General features: G+C 64.0%; 16 protein-coding genes and 1 pseudogene. 2 read left to right on the top strand and 15 right to left on the bottom strand.

The window, feature by feature from the left end; all coding sequences use genetic code 11:
• Window positions 1-289 precede the first annotated feature (289 nt).
• The 6 genes and pseudogenes from LE416_RS03830 to LE416_RS03805 form a co-directional block, all read right to left on the bottom strand.
• Entirely contained in the window at window positions 290-1174 is an 885-nt protein-coding gene (locus tag LE416_RS03830) for a DUF4767 domain-containing protein (RefSeq protein WP_225047162.1), read from the bottom strand.
• A 115-nt stretch (window positions 1175-1289) separates the two neighbouring features.
• On the bottom strand, window positions 1290-1712 hold the full coding sequence (gene mgsA / locus LE416_RS03825) for a methylglyoxal synthase (RefSeq protein ID WP_225047161.1): 423 nt from the start codon (window positions 1710-1712) through the stop codon (window positions 1290-1292).
• 302 nt (window positions 1713-2014) lie between these two features.
• Window positions 2015-2707, bottom strand: coding sequence for a class A sortase (locus LE416_RS03820; protein ID WP_225047160.1), 693 nt, complete (start codon window positions 2705-2707; stop codon window positions 2015-2017).
• Between the two features lie 66 nt (window positions 2708-2773).
• Window positions 2774-3619 carry a hypothetical protein gene (locus tag LE416_RS03815; protein WP_225047159.1) on the bottom strand — a complete coding sequence of 282 codons (846 nt, stop codon included), beginning with the start codon at window positions 3617-3619 and terminating at the stop codon, window positions 2774-2776.
• A pseudogene (locus LE416_RS03810) lies at window positions 3616-4359 on the bottom strand (gamma-glutamyl-gamma-aminobutyrate hydrolase family protein). Before LE416_RS03810 ends, LE416_RS03815 begins: the two are co-directional and overlap by 4 nt.
• A 195-nt stretch (window positions 4360-4554) precedes the next feature.
• Window positions 4555-5997: a 6-phospho-beta-glucosidase gene (locus LE416_RS03805; protein ID WP_225047158.1), complete on the bottom strand. Its 1443-nt coding sequence runs from the start codon at window positions 5995-5997 to the stop codon at window positions 4555-4557.
• A 169-nt stretch (window positions 5998-6166) separates the two neighbouring features.
• On the opposite strand from LE416_RS03805, the gene LE416_RS03800 reads away from it, so the two are divergent.
• Window positions 6167-7018, top strand: coding sequence for a MurR/RpiR family transcriptional regulator (locus LE416_RS03800; RefSeq protein WP_225047157.1), 852 nt, complete (start codon window positions 6167-6169; stop codon window positions 7016-7018).
• A gap of 48 nt (window positions 7019-7066) precedes the next feature.
• On the opposite strand, the gene recO is transcribed toward LE416_RS03800, so the two are convergent.
• The 9 genes from recO to rpsU all read right to left on the bottom strand — a co-directional run bounded on the left by recO (window position 7067) and on the right by rpsU (window position 14122).
• Window positions 7067-7849, bottom strand: coding sequence for a DNA repair protein RecO (gene recO, locus LE416_RS03795; protein ID WP_225047156.1), 783 nt, complete (start codon window positions 7847-7849; stop codon window positions 7067-7069).
• On the bottom strand, window positions 7849-8751 hold the full coding sequence (gene era / locus LE416_RS03790) for a GTPase Era (protein ID WP_225047155.1): 903 nt from the start codon (window positions 8749-8751) through the stop codon (window positions 7849-7851). The genes recO and era overlap by 1 nt, the downstream gene beginning before the upstream one ends.
• Window positions 8748-9137, bottom strand: a complete 390-nt coding sequence (locus LE416_RS03785; RefSeq protein ID WP_225047154.1) for a cytidine deaminase — start codon at window positions 9135-9137, stop codon at window positions 8748-8750. Before LE416_RS03785 ends, era begins: the two co-directional genes overlap by 4 nt.
• A gap of 12 nt (window positions 9138-9149) precedes the next feature.
• Complete coding sequence (locus tag LE416_RS03780) at window positions 9150-9548, bottom strand: diacylglycerol kinase family protein (RefSeq protein WP_225047153.1); 399 nt, start codon at window positions 9546-9548, stop codon at window positions 9150-9152.
• Window positions 9532-9990: an rRNA maturation RNase YbeY gene (gene ybeY / locus LE416_RS03775; RefSeq protein ID WP_225047152.1), complete on the bottom strand. Its 459-nt coding sequence runs from the start codon at window positions 9988-9990 to the stop codon at window positions 9532-9534. The genes LE416_RS03780 and ybeY overlap by 17 nt, the downstream gene beginning before the upstream one ends.
• Window positions 9971-12121, bottom strand: a complete 2151-nt coding sequence (locus LE416_RS03770; RefSeq protein ID WP_225047151.1) for an HD family phosphohydrolase — start codon at window positions 12119-12121, stop codon at window positions 9971-9973. Before LE416_RS03770 ends, ybeY begins: the two co-directional genes overlap by 20 nt.
• Before the next feature lie 35 nt (window positions 12122-12156).
• Window positions 12157-13128, bottom strand: coding sequence for a PhoH family protein (locus tag LE416_RS03765; protein ID WP_225047150.1), 972 nt, complete (start codon window positions 13126-13128; stop codon window positions 12157-12159).
• A gap of 117 nt (window positions 13129-13245) precedes the next feature.
• Window positions 13246-13689, bottom strand: coding sequence for a GatB/YqeY domain-containing protein (locus LE416_RS03760; protein WP_225047149.1), 444 nt, complete (start codon window positions 13687-13689; stop codon window positions 13246-13248).
• 256 nt (window positions 13690-13945) lie between these two features.
• The gene (gene rpsU, locus LE416_RS03755) at window positions 13946-14122 is read right to left on the bottom strand and encodes a 30S ribosomal protein S21 (RefSeq protein ID WP_225047148.1); all 177 of its coding nucleotides are present in this window, start codon (window positions 14120-14122) and stop codon (window positions 13946-13948) included.
• 252 nt (window positions 14123-14374) lie between these two features.
• Between rpsU and LE416_RS03750 the strand changes: the two genes are divergently transcribed.
• Window positions 14375-15205, top strand: coding sequence for a pyruvate, water dikinase regulatory protein (locus LE416_RS03750; RefSeq protein ID WP_225047147.1), 831 nt, complete (start codon window positions 14375-14377; stop codon window positions 15203-15205).
• The last annotated feature ends 35 nt before the right edge of the window (window positions 15206-15240 follow it).

Genomic DNA, 15240 nt, shown 5'->3' with positions numbered 1-15240 from the left:
CCTTAATTGGCGCGTGCAAAAAGCTTGCACGCTCCCCCTTAGCGAAGGGCTAACACCCTCCCGGCAACTGACGTATGCCCGACGTCCAGCCTGACTCGCCGCAAGCGGCTTTTGGGCTGACCCTCAGTGGTCCATTTAACTGCCTGCGTTCGGCGACACTCTCAGCTCCGGTCGCTCTCTTGACGTGCACAACAGTCTTGATCTCCACTTCAACGGTTTAGGACGAAATGTTTGAATGACCTGAATATAGTCCGGTTCTCACCGAACGTCAACCCTTTTCTCATCTTTTTTAGCGCTCAAGTGCCAGCGTGTAGCCGGTGAGCTGGGCCCATGATCGCGTATCATTGACCTTCGCGAACTTCGCCTGGATGCGCACCCGTCCATCGGCTTGCGGCATCAGCCGGTAGATCAGCACGTCGTGGAGCCCGTCCAGGCACGCCACGGTCAGGCTGCCGTCCTTTTGGGTGGTGTTCAGGCGGTACGGCCCGCCTACCGTGTCGACGATGCGCTCGGTGTTCCACTGAATCGGCGTCTTGGTCGGGGCGAACTGCACGCTCGCCCGCTGGAGAATCGCGGTGGCGGCGTGGATGTCCTTGACTGGGGCCACCGCGGCATTCGGAACCGCAGTGCGCCCGGTGCGCCAGATGGTGGCAAAGGAGTCAGTCAGTCCAGCGTCCTTGGCGACGGTGAACACCGTGGTGCCCGCGTCGTTGCTGCGCTCCTGCTTCGTCGCCAGCACCTGCGGCTTGCCGTCGTGCAGCGTAAACAGTAGCAGTTGGCTTTGCCCCAGCACCGCGTTGCTGTCGTTGCAGTACGCGGCCACCAGCGCGTAGTCCGCCGTGGCCCGGTCCGATGTCGCCCAAGCGACGGCGATGGTGTTGGTCGGCTTGTTCAGCGCGACCAGATTGTCGTCGAGCATCGCGTTGGGCACATCCGCGGCGTCGCTGTAGTAGGTGCCGTTGCGCTTTTTTGTGTACTGGTGGTACACGAAGCCTTGCTGGTTGCCCCAGGCCGTCACGTAACGCTTCAGCTGCGCGGCCTTGGCCGCGGTCCAGCGCGGTTGGCTGGCGCTTGACGCCGTCTTGGCAGCAGGCGCCTGCTCGGTTTTCGGCGCACAGGCAGCAGCGCCAAGCGCTAGCCCCGCCGCCATCAGCAGCAAGCCAATTCTTCTCATCGCAATCCCCCGTCTCTGAGCTCGATTGTAGCAGAGCCCGCGACAACTCTCAATCTCACAGCCGCACGAAAAAACGCCGCGCAAAGGCGTGGCGTCGACGCACTGGTGCCGGGTATCAGTAGGGCTCGTGGCGGCTGGTGTCCCCTTCCACGAGCTTGCGGAAGTTCACGAATCCCGCGTCCAGGCCGCGCAGCAGCACCTCGGCCGCCCCAAGGTTGGTCGCCAAAGGCACCGCGTAGACATCCGCCAGCCGAATCAGGGCGTTGACATCCGGCTCGTGCGGCTGCGCGGTCAGCGGATCGCGCAGAAAAATCACGAGGTCCAGCGCGTTTTGGGCAATCAGCGCCCCGATCTGCTGGTCACCACCCAGCGGGCCGGAGTGAAAACAGGTCACATCAAGGCCGGTGGCCTCCGCAACCAGCTGACCGGTGTGGCCGGTGCCGTAGAGCCGGTGGCCGGCCAGAATGTGGCGGTAGGCAGTGACCAGCTGACGCATCTCGGGCTTCTTCTGGTCGTGGGCAATCAGGGCAATTCGCATGGGCTTCCTCCTCCGTTGTGCAGCGACTCCGTGCCTCTCCACTATACCGGAAGCCCTTTCAGTTGTGCAAGTGGGATTGGCGATCCATCACCGAGCCCTCAAGCGCAACGGCTGATCGTCTGGCCAAGCCCCCGCGGGTCGCTCCGGTCCATCGCCGAGCTGCGCGGGGCAACCCCACTCGTCCAGCTAAGCCCATCACTCGGGCCAACGTCCGGCCCAATTGCCGGCCTCACGCTAGCCGGTGGGCACAGTGCGCCACACTTCGCTCCGGCACAAAAAAACCGGCGGCTGCCGGTTTTTTGTCATGCCTCGAACATCTTGAGCTTGTCCTTGGTGATCTTAGTCTTCTTGACGAATTCACCGCGCACAATCACGCGGTCGTGGCGGCTCTTGGTGGCGAGCTCACACGTGACCAAGGTGATCAGCTTCTTGCCCGGCACGTCGTCGACCCACTGAACCTCAGACATGTCGACCAGCACCTTCTTGGTGACGCGGTACTCGAACACGTGCTTGAGGTCGGTCAGGTAGATCTTGTCGCCCTTCTTGGCGTAGTCGAGTGCCGAAAACAGGAGGCCGTTCCAGGTGATGTCGTGGCCGGCCAGGGCGTAGTTCCCCTTGCCCATGACGTCGTTGGCCTTCATGGTGGCGGCACCGACGGACATGTTGTCGTTGTCCAGCCCCTTCAGGATCGGCAGCTTCAGCTTGACCGCCGGGTACGCCATCAGGCCGATGGAGTCCTTGCTGGCCATGGTCGCACTGGCGACCGTCTGCAGGTCGAGCGCGTCCACGCTATCGAAGTCGAAGTTGGCCTTTTTCTTCTGGTTCTGCTCGATGGACTTGCGCGACACCGACTTGATGGCCGACTGCGACATCTCCTTGACCACGAACATCTTGATCTGCTCGTTGAACACCATCGCCAGGCCCAGCAGCAGGCCGAGCGTCAGCAGGATGCGCACGGTCCAGGTCCTAGCGCGGGAGCGTTTATGCTTTGCCACAAAAATACCTCCTGTCCGATTCATTTGTGCCATTGTACAACGTTAGCGGCCAAAGGACAAGCCACCTCACTGCCCGCGCGTGGCCGTCACGGTCAGGGTCTTGGCCGAGTAGGTGAAGTTGAAGGTCACCCCGTTGCTGGTGATGGCCTTGGGTGCGGTGTTCGCCTGACGGCTCTGGTCGGCCGCGCTCAGCCCGGCGCTGACGTCGGCCGACTTGGCGCCAAGCGCCGCGGTCAAAAGGCCGAGTTGACGGCCGAACGCCTGGTTGCCCATGCTGGTGGCCAGCGTGGTCAGCGACACCCGATCTGACAAAGCCAGCAGCTGACCGGCGGCGCCCGTCGCCTCGACTCGGCCACCAGCCGTCTTCGTCAGGATTGCCGTGCCGGTCAGGACCTTTGGCAGTTGCTTTTCGGCCGCAGTCTTTTTCGCCTCGGCCACGACGGCGTTGGCCGCCTTTTGGGCCTTCAGGAAGGCCTTTTGCTTGGCCACGCTGGCCTTAGCGATGGTCTTGGCCTGCTTGTTCAGCGCCGTGAGCTGCGCGCGCTCGCCTTGGCTCAGCAGCGTCTCCCACAGCGTGTCGTTGTAGGCTGCGGCGACCGATGCGTAAGGACCGATGGCCGTAGCGGCCGGCACCCGAACGCTTTTGTGCAGCGCGCCGGCGGTCACCCGCACCGTGCGCGCGGTCAGCGACAGCGGCAGCGTGATGCGAAAGCGGCCGCCGGACACCTCGGCGTGGCCCTTGGCGGTGCCTGCGGTGTAAGCGACCCGCGATTGCTTGGTGGCGCGGCCGGCCACCAGCACCTGCGCGCCACCGTTGGCGCGCGTCGGCTGCTGAAGGCTCAGCGTTGCCGGCTTGGCGCAGCCCGCAAGGCCCAAGAGCCCCAGCACGACTACCCCCCACGCCCGCCTCATCGAGCCGCCTCCGCCCGTTCGACCAGGTCGGTGAACAGGGCCAGCTGCGTCGGATCCTGGCGCCACAGGTTCTCGGGGTGCCACTGCACCCCGACGAAGGCCGACCCGTCCTCGGACTCGGCCCCCTCGATCACGCCGTCGGCCGCCCGTGCGGTGAGGACCAGCCCGTTGGCAAGGCGGCGCACCGCCTAGTGATGGCGCGAGTTGACCAGGCAGTCCGTCCCGACGAGCCCGGCGGTGCGGCTACCCGCCGCGATGGCCACACGGTGGCTCGGCGCCGCCTCATCGGATGACTGGCGGTGTCGCAGCCGGTAGTCGGGATCTTGGGTTGGCAAATCCTGGTACAGGGTGCCCCCGAGCGCGACGTTGTAGACCTGAAGCCCGCGGCAGATGGCCAAAACCGGCCGGTGCGCCGCCTGCGCAGCCGCAACCAGCGCAAGTTCGAAGGCGTCGCGGGCCGGGTCGGCCGCCCCGCAGGCCGCAAGCGGCTCCTCGCCGTAGCGCCCCGGGGCAACGTCGGGACCGCCGGGCAGAATCAGCCCGGCGAAGGTTGAAGCGTAGGCGGTGGCAAGGACGGCCGCTTGCTCGGGGTCTTTCGGCACCGGCAGGATGATGGGCAACCCGCCGGCGGCCTGAAGCGCGGCGGTCAAAGGCGCCGGCGCGTACGGGGCATAACGCTGGTTCAGGGCCGGCGCGGTGCCTGGCAAGGCGTCAGCAACCACAGCAATGATGGGTAACATGGACACACCTGATTTCCACTTTTGAGTGGCTCCAATATAGCACGCAACCGCGGTTGGCACAACTTTTGGCGCGGCTCTGACGTGCTTCGCCACTGCGAAGCGGTGACCGGTGCCAAAACACCGAGGGCAGAACTTGACCAACGGCAGAAAAAAGACGCGGCTTCCGCCACGCCTTTCCATCTCGCGGTGCAACTCTCACCCGAGGTCCGCGCCATTGCTTGCAATCACCCGCTGGTACCAGGTGAAGGAGTCCTTGCGGCTGCGCGCCAGGGTGCCGACACCCGCGTCGTTCTTGTCGACGTAGATGAATCCGTAGCGCTTGTCCATCTGCCCGGTGCCGGCGGACACGAGGTCGATGCAGCCCCAGGGCATGTAGCCCAGAAGCGGCACGCCGTCCTCCACCACCGCCGCGATCATCTGCTCGATGTGCGCCTTGAGGTACGCGATGCGGTACGGGTCGTGAATCGACCCGTCCGCCTCGACCTTGTCGTAGGCGCCAAAGCCGTTCTCGACAATCATCAGCGGCACCCGGTAGCGCTCGCTGAGCCAGTTCAAACTGTAGCGCAGGCCGACCGGGTCGATCGGCCAGCCCCAGTCGGAGGTCTTGAGGTTCGGGTTGGCCACGGCCGCGTTCTCGCCGTTGAAGTCGTAGTGCGGGTTGGAAGCGGCGTAGGCCACGGCGCCGGACGCGTAGTACGAGAAGCCGACGTAATCGACCTTGCCCGCCGCGAGTGCCGCGCGGTCTTCCGCGGTGATGTCAGGCCGCATGCCGGTGCGGGCGAAAAATGCCTCCATGTACGCCGGGTACGCGCCGAACACGTGCACGTCGCTCCACCAGAAGCGTTTTTGCATCGCCTTGTCCGCCATCAGCACATCCTCCGGCTTGGCGCTTGCCGGGTACTGCGGCGTGAAGTTGACCATGCAGCCGATCTGGAAGTCCGGGTTGATGGCGTGGCCGATGGCAACCGCCTTGGCCGAGGCGACCAGCTCGTAGTGGCTGGCCTGGTACATCGCGGCCTCCTTGTCCTTAAGCGGCGTGTCCGCCGGGAAGAGCAGGCCCGAATTGGTCGCGACCGCGAACTCGTTTTGGTAGCTGCACTGGTTGTTGATCTCGTTGAAGGTCATCCAGTATTTGACCGAGTCCTTGTAGCGCTTGAAGCAGACCGACGCAAACCGCACGAACAGGTCGATCAGCCGCCGGTCGCGCCAGCCGCCGTACGCCGCCACCAGGTGGTACGGCATCTCGAAGTGCGACAGGGTGATGACCGGCTCGATGCCGTACTTGTGGCACTCGGCGAACAGGTCGTCGTAGAACTTGAGTCCGGCCTCGTTGGGCTCCGCCTCGTCGCCGTTGGGGAAGATGCGCGTCCAGGCGATCGAGGTGCGAAAGGCCTTGAAGCCCATCTCGGCAAACAGCGCGATGTCTTCTTTGTAGTGGTGATAAAAATCGATGGCGGTGTGGTTCGGGTAGTTCTTCCCCGGCAGCACCCCGGCCGTGATCTCGCGGGGCACCCCGTTGGCACCGGCGGTCATCACGTCGGCGATGGACACGCCCTTGCCGCCGGCCTGCCAGGCGCCCTCAAGCTGGTGCGCCGCGACGGCGCCGCCCCACAGGAAATCATCAGGTAATTGAGCCATGCAAAACCCTCCATTCTATGTGTTCATCATCAGCGTAACACGCCGAACGCGTCGCGCCAATGAAGCGCCACCAGACTGGCCGCAATGTTCAAGGGCCTGCCGGAATGCGCGGTAATCATTGAACAAAATGTTCACGGCGGGTACAGTAGATACAAAGGAGCTGATTGCCATGACGCGCTTCACCCAACTGGCGCAAGGCGCCGATCTGACCGCCACCGAGCGCCGCATCGCCGATTACATCGCCGCCCAGCCGGAGGCCGCGACCGAGCTGACCATCCAGCAGCTCGCCGCCAAGACCTTCGCCTCGCACTCCGCCGTCGTGCGCCTGGCCAAGAAGCTGGGCTTTGCCGGCTTCGTGCCGCTGCGCAAGGCGATCGCCGCGGAGAACCTGCAGCGGCTGCTCGCCATGCGCCCGGTCGACGCGAATTTTCCCTTCCGCACCGGCGACTCCGCGCTGACCATCGCCCAGAACCTGGCGGACCTGACCACCGCGACCGTGCGGCGAACCCTCGCGCAGCTGGACGCCGCGCAGCTGAGTGCCGCCGCCGACCGAATTCAGCGCGCGTCGCGGCTGTTTTTGTTTGCGGTCGGCGACTCACAGATTCGCGCGCGTAGCTTTCAAAACGAGATGACGAAGCTGAACAAGTTCGCCGTGCTGGCCGGGGCCTACCAGGACGAGTCCTGGGCCGTGGCCAGCCTGACCCCTTCGGACCTCGCGATTTTTATCAGCTACAGCGGCGCAATTCCCTCGCAGCTGCGCACCCTTCAGGTGCTGGCGAACTGCGGCGTGCCGACGCTTCTGATCACCGGCAACGCCGGCAGCGCGGGCCGCGATGCCGCCACCCAGACGCTGGTGTGCGCCCAGCCGGAGTACGACCTGATGAAGGTCGGCACCTTCGCCTCGCAGGCGGCCTTCGAGTACGTCCTGGACACGCTGTTCGCGATTCTTTACGCCCGCGACTACCAGCGCAACCTCGCGCGCATCAAGACCCGCGTCACCCGCCAGCCGCCGCTGACCTGACCGGAACGCCAAACAGCGCCCCGACCACAGTCGAGGCGCTGTTTGGCGTTAGTTTTCCTCCCTGGGTGGCAGCTGGTCCTGCCACTTGGGCATCTGATCTAGGAAGCGCTTGGCCTTGGGCACGACCCCGACCATGTCCGCATAGATGCGGTCCAGCACCCGGCGCAGCTCCGCCTTGGTCGCCGGGCTGACGGTAATCGTGTGCAGCTGCGCGAGGTCCACGACCGAGAAGCGCCGCAGCAGGTACAAGGCCTTGGGCTGCACGCGGAAACGGTAGGCGTCGAGGTCCCAGTGCGCCTGGCACAGCAGCCCGCCGTAGCGCTCGGAAAAATCCAGCGGCAGGTCGGTGCGACCGTCGAGCACGCACCCCCGCCACTCCGGCTGCACGCCAAACGCCCCCAGAAGCTGCACCTCGGCGATGTTGGTGATCACGCTGGCATCGAGCCCGGCGTCGATCAGGCCAAGCGCCGTCGCCGCAAAATCGTACCAGCGCCCCAGCGGCTCGCCGTCCGCGAAGGCCTGGTCGATCAGCGCCAGCACGTAGGTCGCGTAGGCGTTGAGCGCGATGTCCTGGGCGATGGTCTGGAACTGGTGCGCGTCCTTAACCGTGCTCATGAACGACAGGCCGTCCTGGTTGATGGTGCCGACGTACGTGCCCTGCGTGAACGGCAGGATGCCGGCCGTCATCTTGAAGCCGGGCTTGCGCGCTCGGTTGAACATGAACATTTTCTTGCCGAAGCGGTCGGTCATCAGCTTGACCAGCATGTCGGACTCGCGGTAGTTGTGGCGCGCGAGCACCAGGCCTTCGAATTCGGCCAGCTCGCGGGACATTACCTCAAGTCCTTCTTGTTGTAGCCCAGGCTCTTGAGGTAGGCGTTGTTGTCGCGCCAGTTCTTTTGGACGCGCACCCACAGCTTCAGGTTGACGCGCTCGCCGAGCAGCCCCTCGATCTCGCGGCGCGAGCGGGTGCCGATCTGCTTGAGCATCGCCCCACCCTTGCCGATCACGATGGCTTTTTGCCCGTCGCGCTCGACGATGATGTAGGCCTCAATCTGAAGCTTACCGGTTTCGCTGCGGTCCTTCATTCGCTCGACCTGCACGGCCACGGAGTGCGGAATCTCGTCGTGGGTCAGGTGCAGGATCTGCTCGCGGATCAGCTCGCCGACGACGAAGTACTCGGGGTGGTCGGTCAGCTGATCGTCCGGGTAGTACTGCGGCCCTTCAGGCAGGGCCTGGGTCAAATCATGCAGCAGCTCGTCCACGTTGTTCCCCTCGGTGGCCGAAATCGGGTAGACCGCCTTGAAGTCGTGGCTCTCCTTGAAGCTGGCGATGAACGGCAGCAGGTCGTCCGGGTGCACCAGGTCGATCTTGTTGACGATCAGGTACACCGGCACGTGGACGTGCGCCAGCTGATCCAGGATGTACTGGTCGCCCGGGCCCTTCTTCTCGTCTGCGGCCACCATGAACAAGACGGCGTCGACTTGGTTCAACGTCGACAGCGCCGCCGTGTCCATGTAATCGTCCAGGGCGTTTTTCGGCTTGTGGATGCCGGGCGTGTCGACGAAGACGACCTGCGCGTCCGGTTCGGTGTAGATGCCGTTGATCTTGTTGCGCGTGGTCTGCGCCTTGGGGGACATGATGGCGATTTTCTCCCCCAGGATGCGGTTCATGAAGGTGGACTTGCCGACGTTGGGGCGGCCGATGATGGCAACGAAGCCAGAGTGATGAGTCAAGCGTTCAGATCTCCTTTCAGGAATGCGCCGGGCAAAAGCGCGGCGACGGTGGTGTGAGTGGTTGCGCCGTGCAGATTGGCAAGGGTCACCGCGGCACCTGGCGCCATGAACTCGGCCATCACCTGGCGGCAGGCGCCGCAGGGTGAAATCGGCCCCGCGGTGTCGCCGATGACGGCGATGGCGTCGACTTGGGTGCAGCCGGCCGCGACGGCGGCGAACAGCGCGTTGCGCTCGGCGCACATGGCCAATCCGTAGCTCGCGTTTTCGATGTTGGCGCCGGTGAACACCCGGCCCCCTGCCAGCACCGCAGCCCCCACCTTGAAGTGGGAGTACGGCACGTAGGCCCGCTCGCGCTGCGCGCGGGCGGCTTCAATCAGATCAGTCATGTTGCCTCCTTGTCATCGGGCCGCAATGAGCCGCCACAAAACGGGCAGGAACACGTAGGCCCCGCAGATCACCGCGATCAGCGCGGCGACCAGCACCGCCCCGGCGGACATATCCTTAATCCGCTTGGCGCGCAGGTCGAACTGCTCGTTGACCACCAGGTCGACCACGGCCTCGATCACCGTGTTCCAGAGCTCGGCGAGAAACACCAGCAGGATCGCCAGAATCAGCACGAACCAGTCGAAGCGGCTGACGCGAAAAATCGCGGCGCAGGCCAAAACGACCAGCGCGAAGCCGGCCTCGCGCCGGAAGTTGCCCTCGTGGCGGAAGGTCTCGCTCAGCCCGTGCCAGGCGTGCTTGGCCGAGCTCACCCAGTGGTGGTTTTTTTGCGTGCGCTCATCGGGTGAGGCCATAGTCAGTCAGGATCTTTTCTTGCAGCGGGATCATGACCGCCTCGTCCTCCGGCTTGATGTGGTCGTACCCGTTGAGGTGCAGGAAGCCGTGGACCACGGTGTAGCCCAGCTCACGCTCAAAGGAGTGCTCATAATCGACGGCCTGGCGCGCCACCTGGTCGGGGTCGATGAACAGGTCCCCGATGTTGCGGGGAATGTCGTCGAAGCCGACCAGCTCCTCGTCGCCCTCCTCGATGGCGAAGCTGATGACATCCGTCACCCGGTCGGTCTGCCGGTACTCGCGGTTGATGCGGTTGATCTCCTCATCGGACACGATGGTGATCGCCATCTCCGTGTTGTCCGCCAGCTCCAGCTGCTGGCCCGCAAAGCTCACAAGCTCCTCCACCAGCTTGGTGTGCGCGGCGTTCAGCCGCTTGTCGTCGTCAATCAGTTCTAGATCCATGTGTCTGGTCTCCTTCGTCTTCGTTCTTCAGTTTCGGGTACTCAATGCGGTTGTAAAAGGTGCTGGCCAGGCCGTTGACCAAGGATTGCTCCACCACCGCGAACTGCGCCATGCTGATCGGCGCCTCCGCGAACTGGCCGTCGACCACGCGTTCGTTGATGATGTTGTGCACGAACGTCGCGATGCCGTCCGGCGTCGGGTGCTTCATCGAGCGCACCGCGGCCTCGCAGGTGTCGGCGATGTTGACCACTGCGGCCTCAAGCGTCTGGGGCTTGGGGCCGGGGTAACGGAAGGCCGATTCCTTGGTGCTCGGGTCCGCGTTTTTGGCCGTGATGTAGAAGTACTTCATCAGCGTGGTGCCGTGGTGCTGCGCGCAGACGTCGATGATGAACTGCGGCATGTGGCGCTTTTGGAGCATCGCGACGCCGTCGGACACGTGGGCGAAGATGATTGCCGCCGATTCCTGCGGCGTCAGCGCGTGGTGCGGGCTCTCGTAGCCCGCCGGCATGTTCTCCGTGAAGTACAGCGGCCGCGTCAGCTTGCCGACGTCGTGGTAGTAGCAGGCGACCCGCGTCAGCATCTGGCGGCCGCCGACCGCGGCCACGGCGTTGGCCGCGAGGTTGGCGACCATCATGCTGTGGTGGTAGGTCCCCGGCGCCTCCTCCAGCAGTTGTTTAAGCAGCGGGTCGTTGGGGTTGGACAGCTTGTTGAGCTTGAAAATTGCGTCGTCTCGCCACAGCATCTCAAGGTAAGGCGTGACGCCGATGGCCAGCACGTACCCGAGCACCAGCCCGATCAGCGTGTAGCCCACGGTCTGCCAGGTGGAGGCGCGCGCGAAGTCCGCGCCCTGCATCAACAGCAGGCTGAGGTTCACGACGCCGTTGACCCCCAGCACCCAAAAGGCGACGGGCCCCAGCGCATCGTTGAGGCGCACCCGCGAGATCATTACGGCCAAAACGCCGGTGACCAGGTACACCACCGCGGTCCCGCCGGTGAAAATGTAGCCGGTGGTCGAGTAGAACGCGTAGTAGGCAAACAGTGTCTGCATCAGGGCGGCCAACAGCGCAAAGCGCCGGCCGATGAAGGTGCGCAGCAGAAGCGGCGCAAAGGCGGCGGGCAGCAGCAGCGTCAGGTTCAGCTGGCCGGTGGTCGCCACGAAGCGCAGCCCGGCCATCACGGCAAGCATGAACAGCATCACGCCGGCGTAAAGCCCCGCGTTCTTGGCCCGCTCGCGTGGCGGGTAGAGCCGCAGCAGCCCCCACAGCGTGGCGACCTGGACCACTTCAAGCAGGATCAGGCCGATTAGCGCCAGCGGTTTGCGCTGCTTGGTCAGCCCGAGCACCGCCAGCTGGTGCATCGTGGTGGCGTCAACGAGGTGACCCGCCTGCACGATGACCTGCCCCTGCATGATCAGCACCGGGCTGACGGCCGCTGCGGCCGCCGCCTTCTTGGCCTTAGTCTGGGTCGCGTCGATCAGCTCGTTGGGCACGATGGTCTGCTCGGCCAGCGTACCGGCCAAGGCGCGCGCCGACTTGCTCAGGCTGGTCAGCCGAAGCGTCGTCTTCGCGTTTTGGACCGCCGCGGCCACGGTGTCTGGGTTCAGCCTGCTGGCCATCTGGGTGCTGACGACGCCGGCCGCCGCGGTGAACACCGCGGTGCGGCTGGAGGCGGTCAGGTCGAACAGCTTCGTGTAAAAGCTGTCCTTGAACTGGTAGAAGTACGGGTAGTCCGCCTTGGCGTAGGTGTCGCGGAAGGCCTCACGCAGTGCCTTGGCGCTCGGGGCCTTGTAGGTCCCCTTTTTGTCCTGGGCCTTGGCCGTCTCGGCCGTCACCGTCGCGGCCACCGCCTTCTTGAGGCGGGTCAGGGCATCCTGCTGCTTGCCGGCGACGGTGTTGTCAAAGGCGTAGACCGGCGTGACCGCGTTCTTCGCCGCAGTCTTGGCCTCCTTGGTGCGCTGGACGTCCTGCACCGTCTGCGTCGCGATGATGGTCTGGGTCGCCACCGAGTTCACCTTGATACTCAAGGGCTGGGGCAGCACCTGCCAGACGAGCATCAGAAAGCTCACCACGGCGAACACCACAATGATCAGCCCGGTGCCGAGCTGCCGAATCCCCCGCTTGCGATCGTCCATGTGCCTGCCTCCTGTTTCGTGACGCGCGCCGTTGGTCAGCGCCCGTTCGATTCGTTCGTGCCGTACGCCTCAATGATCTTGGCCACCACGGGGTGCCGCACGACGTCGCTTGCGGCGAAGGTGGCAAAGCCGATGTGGTCGATGTCTTGCAGAATGCGCTGGGCCTCAATCAGCCCGCTGACCTGGTGGTTCGGCAGGTCGATCTGGGTCACGTCGCCGTTGACGATCATCTTGGAGCCAAAACCCAACCGGGTCAGAAACATCTTCATCTGCATCCGCGTCGTGTTCTGCGCCTCGTCGAGGATGGCAAAGGCATTGTCCAGCGTGCGGCCGCGCATGTAGGCCAGCGGCGCAATCTCAATCACGCCGCGGTCCAGCAGCCGGTTCGTGTGCTCGGTGCCCAGCACCGCGTGCAGCGCGTCGTAGATTGGCCGCAGGTACGGGTCGACCTTTTCCTTCAGGTCGCCGGGCAAAAAGCCCAGACTCTCGCCGGCCTCAACCGCCGGCCGGGTCAGGATCAGACGCTCGACCTCGCCGGCCTTCAGCGCGGCGACGGCCATCACCACGGCCAGGTAGGTCTTGCCGGTGCCGGCCGGGCCGATGCCGAAGGTGATGTCGTTGCGGCGGATGGACTGGATGTACTGGCGCTGGCCGAAGTTTTTGACTCGAATCGGGGCGCCCTTGGCGTCCTTGATCAAAGTCTCCGCGTACATGTCGGCGAAGTACTCCAGCGTCCCGCGCTTGGCCATGTTGATGGCGGACACCACGTCCTGCGGCGCGACGCGGATGCCGGAATTCAGCAGGCGCAGCAGCTGGCCGATCAGCTGAAAGGCGAGGCTGGCCTGCTGCGCGCTGCCCGAGATGCGCAGCTCCTGGCCGAACGGGGCAATCAGCACCTCAAGCCCCTCCTCGATGAGCTTGAAGTTCTGGTCGTTGATTCCCGCCAGCTGAATCGCCTGATCCGGGTCTGCAAGGGTGATGAGTTTTTCTGTCCTGTCTTCTGCCAACACGTGGCCTCCAATGCCCTAGTCTGCTTCCATTCTATCATAAACGCGCCCGCTCTTTGCGCGTGACGAGACGAAAAAAGCAGGCAGCTGCCTGCTTCATCCCTGATGCGGTTTTGCCTAGCCCAGCTTTGCCTTCACCAGCTTGTTGACCAGTGCGCCATCGGCCTGGCCCTTGAGCCGCGGCATCAGGACCTTCATCACCTTGCCGAAGTCGCCCTTGCCGGTGGCGCCGACCTGCGCAATCACCTCGTCCACGACGCCGGCCACTGCGGCCTCGTCCAGCTGCTTGGGCAGGTAGGCCTCGACGATCTTGATCTCCGCCTCAAGCGGGGTGACCAAGTCATCGCGCCCGGCCGCGGCGAACTCGGCGAGGCTGTCCTTGCGCTGCTTGAGCTCCGTGGCCATCACCGCGGTTTCGTCGGCCGTAGTCAGGGCCTCACCCTTGGCAATCTGCTTGTTTTGAAGCGCGGCCTTGAGCATCCGGACGGTGCTCAGCGTCGGCTTGTCCTTGGCCTTCATCGCGTCTTTCATCTGCGTGTTCAGCTGATCCATCATTGACATATTCATTACCCCTTCATGGTTAGTCTCGTGTCCAGTATAGCAGTTTTGCGGCGGTGCGGCCGAAACATCGGTGCCGGCGCCGCGCCCTAGCGCATCGTCGGGCTTTGCGGCGCAGCGCGGAAGCCGTGAGCGACGCCCGCCGGCTCGAGGCATCGTGCGCTCAACCGCCAAGCGAGGCTACCCGTCCCGCCAAGGGCGCGCCGCTGCACGCTGGACACAAAAAAGCCGAGGCGAGAGCCCCGGCCGGTGATGCTGATTAGAACTTCTTGCGCTTGCGAGCTGCTTCTGACTTCAGCTTCTTCTTAACGCTTGGCTTTTCGTAGAATTCACGCTTGCGGTATTCGGCCAATGTACCTGACTTGGATACGGTGCGCTTGAAGCGCCGAAGAGCATCATCGAGAGATTCGTTTTTCTTAACGACCGTCTTTGCCATATGATATCCCTCCCTCCGACACTGTGTAACCACCGACAGATATCATTGCCAACAGTTCTTGACCATTATATCGGACTTGAAAAAACGCGTCAATACGGCATTCCCAGTTTCTGGCGAATCTCGGCAAAAAATTTGCCGCTTTAAGCAAAATTCGGGTTAATCCGTCGCAACCGCGCCAAACCGGCGCCGGATATGCTAAAATAGCGCTATCACCAACATCTCGGGCGCCCCTTGCCCATTCGGAGGAACGACATGCCGCAAGAAACGAACTACTACATCATCTCGGATTCCATTGGCGAAACCGGTCTGAAGCTGGCCCAGGCCGTGGCCGCCCAGTTCGAAGCGCAGGCCGCCCACTACCTACGTTTTCCCTTCACCCACACCGAGCCCAAGCTGATGACGACGCTTGACGCCGCCAAGGCCGACAACGGCGTCGTGATTGCGACCCTGGTCACCCCGGGGCTCGCCAAGCTCGGCAAGACCTACGCCAAGCAAATCGGCGTGCCCTTCATCGACGTGATGACCCCGATGGTGGACGCCGTCTCCGACCTGACCGGCGCCACCCCGAGCGGCGTGGCCGGGGCGGTTCACGACCTCAACGAGAAGTACTTCGACCGCATCTCGGCCATGGAGTTTGCCGTGCTGTACGACGACGGCAAGGACCCCAAGGGCTTCCTCGAGGCCGACATCGTCCTGCTCGGCGTGTCGCGCACCAGCAAGACCCCGCTCTCGCTGTTTTTGGCCAACCGCAATCTCAAGGTCGCCAACCTGCCGCTGGTGCCCAACGCCCACATCCCCGCCGAGATCTACAAGGTCGACCCGAAGAAAATCGTGGGCCTGACCACCGACGCCTCGGTCCTGATGGAGTTTCGCCGCGAGCGCATGATCGCATACGGGCTGAACCCGGACACCGCCTACTCCGCCCGCAGCCAGGTCGACGCGGAGCTGAAGTTCGCCGCAGACCTCTACGAGAAGCTCGGCTGCATGGTGATCAACACCGCACGCCGCTCCATCGAGGAAACCGCGATGCTGATTCTCGAGCGGATGGGGCTTGACGCCTTCGACGACGCCGCCAAGCACTGATGACAGGAAAACAAAGCCCGCGCTGCAGCCGCAGC

Source organism: Lacticaseibacillus kribbianus (assembly GCF_020180945.1).
Lineage (GTDB): Bacteria > Bacillota > Bacilli > Lactobacillales > Lactobacillaceae > Lacticaseibacillus > Lacticaseibacillus kribbianus.
The sequence above is the reverse complement of the archived record's forward strand: the minus strand, read 5'-3'. Positions and strand labels throughout refer to the sequence as shown.